The 3,689-nt window shown below is 54.7% G+C and carries 2 protein-coding genes; both read right to left on the minus strand.

Going from position 1 to position 3,689, the window contains the following annotated elements:
- On the minus strand, window positions 1-919 hold a 919-nt coding region (locus OB13_RS06180), incomplete at its 3' end, for a PorP/SprF family type IX secretion system membrane protein (RefSeq protein WP_461489280.1).
- 27 nt (window positions 920-946) lie between these two features.
- On the minus strand, window positions 947-3,689 hold a 2,743-nt coding region (locus OB13_RS06185; RefSeq protein WP_461489281.1), incomplete at its 5' end, for a T9SS type B sorting domain-containing protein.

The following is a 3,689-nucleotide window of genomic DNA, read 5'->3' on the forward strand; positions in this document are numbered from 1 at the left end:
AGCCGGAACTCTGATGGCGCATGCGGGAAACAGTCACATCGTAGGTATAGCTCAGCTGGAACTGCTCCATGAAATGCACCCCTACCAGACCTACTACGGCATCTTGCGTGCGGTACGATACGCCGGCCCATACCTGATCGTCATACACCGACTTCTGTCTTCTCTTGCTGAAGTGGTACGCACCTTTCAGGTTGATGTCGGCCTGGATCGGGGCTCCCTGCACATACTTCAACAACCCGGAAGGCATAAGCCGGATCTTATCGTTCACGTCGAAGTTATACCCGCCGGATACAAACAAGTGCCTGGACAGACGGCTTGGATCATCTACCCCATCCGCATCATGGATCTTGTTGCCCAACACCTGGAACAGCGAAGCGCCGAAGTAGAACTCCTGAGAATGCAGGAATACACCTACTGTTAAGTCGGGCATGAAGGCGTCTATGCGGCCGTGATTCGTCACCGGGTCCCGCTCATTGGAGCCATCGGCCAGGTATACCTTGCTCGGGTCGAAACGGAACTGCTGGAAGCCGGCAAATATACCCGAAGACAAAAAGATCTTCCGGTTCAGCGGCACATGGTAAGCGTACGAAGCCAGCGCGCCGGTACGGGTAGTCGGCCCGGTCTGATCCGTGTAAACATAGCCGCCCGCTCCGTGAAATGCCTGTGATCTGCGGCTTCGTTTCAGGTGGCGGTTGAACAAGGCGCCCTCGCCGCTCAGGTAGAACGTCTTGGGAGCGCCGTCAAAACCAACCCACTGGTTCCGATACCCTACCTTGAAATTCACATCCTTCTCAAACCCGGCTACTGCCGGGTTGAGGAGGTAATAATTGGTCATGTACTGGCTGTAAAGGGCTTTCTGCTGGGCCACGGCTCCCGAGGCCAGCAGCAGAAAGAGTAGTATAAATAAGTTCTTTTTCATAAAACGCTGATAGCTTAAAGGGGACACTTAACGCATGATAGTAACTGACGTCTTGAGAGCCGGTCTCGAATCTCCGAACTCGATGATACTGTAGTAAGTACCATCCGGCAGCCGCTTCCCGTTGTGGGTGCCGTCCCACTCTTTGGCATAGCCTTTCGATTCGAATACCGGGCTTCCCCAGCGGTTGTACACCGTCACTCTGCAGTCAGGATACAGCACAGAGAGGTTGCGGATCACCCAGCGATCATTGTTGCCGTCGCCATTCGGTGTGAATCCGTTCGGGATATCCAGCTCACCCAGGCTTTCTACCTGGAAGACAACTTCGGTCGTACAGCCATTCTTGTCTTTCACTACCAGCCTGTGTTCGCCTCCTCTCAGATCGGTGAAGATGGAATCAGCACCAAACTGACCATTGTCCAGCTGATAGGTATAAGGGCCTGTTCCTCCGCTGATGGCAGTCACTGCTGCACTGGCCGAGTTAGGCTTCCCGATTGATCCGGCGCCTGGCGTCACTGCTACCTGTAGCGGCTTCGGCTCCTGTATTTCTACTGAACCGATCGTCACCGAGCAGGTAGGCGAGAAACGAGTGATTACCTGGTAGATGCCTTTTGGCAGGTTGGAGAAAACAGAGTCCTTCCCGAAGGTCTTGCCATTGTCGATGCTATACTCGGTGTTGACATCTTTACCGGTAGCCGAGATAGCAATTACACCGTTGGTTTCACCGAAGCAGGTGATGTGGCGCACATAGGCCAGCTTGCTATCAAACTTGCCCACTGTGACCGGAGCTGAGAAGGTACAACCTTTTGCGTCTTTCACGATCAGGGTATAGCTTCCTGGTGCCACATCGCGTAGTGTCGCGGAACTGGAGAAGTTAAGGCCATCCAGCGAGTACGCGTACGGGCTGGTTCCACCGGTTACTTCCGAGATCGTTACCTGACCGGCACTTTGTCCGCAACCTACCGGCGAAGTTGTAACCTTCACATTGGTTAAGGCCGGGCTATTGGCAAGGGTCACTGTCTCGATTCGGGTACATCCACTGGCGTCTTTTACCGATACCTGGTAGGTACCTGCTGCAAGACCAGCGAAAGCCGGTTCTGACTTGAAGGTGGCTCCGTCCAGGCTGTAGGTATAAGGACTCTGGCCTCCGGTGATCTGGCTGATCCCGATTCTGCCATTGCTTTCCCCGCAGCTGGCGTCCGTGCCTGTCACCGTGAAGGACTCCACTCCGCCGTTGTTCACCACGTTGTGCATCTTTGTGATCGTACATCCCTCGGCATCCCTGATAGTCACTTCATAAGTACCCACCGCCAGTTTGGCGAAGGTAGCAGACGATTGGAAGGCTCCGCCGTTGATGCTGTAGGTATAAGGAGCAACACCACCGGTCACTGCCGTCACTGTGATAGAACCGTTGTTCTCGCCACAGGTAGCTTTCGCAGAGGTGATAGTCGCTTCCTTAGGGCCTTTGGCACCTACCGTTACTGTAGTAGAAGTACTGCAGCCGTTGGCGTCTTTGGCGTATACCTGGTACTCGCCTGCTGCCAGGTTTATGAATCTGTTCGAGGCCTGGAAACTGGTTCCGTCCAGTGAGTAGGTATAAGGAGCGGTTCCGCCGGATACCTGACCTGCCGTAATTGTACCGTCGTTTACTTTGCAGGAAGCAGGCGTTGCAGCAGCAGTCAGACCGGCAGGACCTGCCACATCTCCTACTACCACTTTCTTATCCAGCGTACAGCCATTGGCATCCTTCACCGTGAGGGTGTATTCTCCGGCCGCAACGGAGGCAAAGGCCGCGTTGTTCTGGAAAGTACCTCCGTTCAGGGAGTAGGTATAGGGAGCCGTGCCACCCGTTACGCCGCTGGCCGTGATCGTACCATTGGCAGCGCCACAGGTAGATGCCGTTGCGGCCAGTTCATAAGCAGTTGGACCAGCTATGTTCCCGATCACTGCTGACCTGGTGAACGTACAGCCATTGGCATCCTTTACCGTAATGGTATGAGTTCCGGCGGCCAGACCCGTCAGGCTGGCTGAAGACTGGAAGGTTGTACCATCCTTGCTGTAGGTATAAGGAGCCGTACCACCGGTCACCTGGCTTACTGCGACACTTCCGTTGCTGCCACCACAGGTAGCAGACTTCGCTGTCATCGTGAATCCGGCAGGTCCGGTCGTGTTGGTTACCGTAACTGTTTTGGTGAAGGTACAGCCGTTGGCGTCTTTCACTGTGACCGGGTACTCTCCGGCAGCAAGTGCTGTGAAGGATGCCGATGACTGGAAGTTCGTGCCGTTAATGGAGTAAGTATAAGGAGCCGCACCGCCCGTCACACCGCTGATAGTGAACCCGCCGTTGCTGTTGCCGCAGGTAGAAGACTGGGCAGAAGCGGTCAGGTCAGATGGTCCGGCGATGTCCGTTACCGTTATTGTTTCGGCATGCGTACAGCCGTTGGCGTCTTTTACCGTCACGGTATACGCTCCGGCAGTCAGACCTGCAAAGGATGCTGCACTCTGGAAGGTACCACCGTTCAAGCTATAGGTATAAGGAGTAGCACCGCCGCTTACCGAAGTAACCGTGATACTTCCGTTGTCCCTGCCACAGCTCGACGCAACCGTAACACTTGCAAAACTGGCCGGTCCGTTTTTGCTGACAGCAACCGCAGTATTTACCTGGCAACCATTCGCGTCTTTCACCGTGAGGGTATACTCCCCGGAAGCAAGACCGGTAAAGTTTGTGTTGCTTTGGAAAGTTGTGCCGTTGATCGAGTAGGTATAAGGAGCC

The organism is Pontibacter sp. HJ8, from assembly GCF_054824225.1.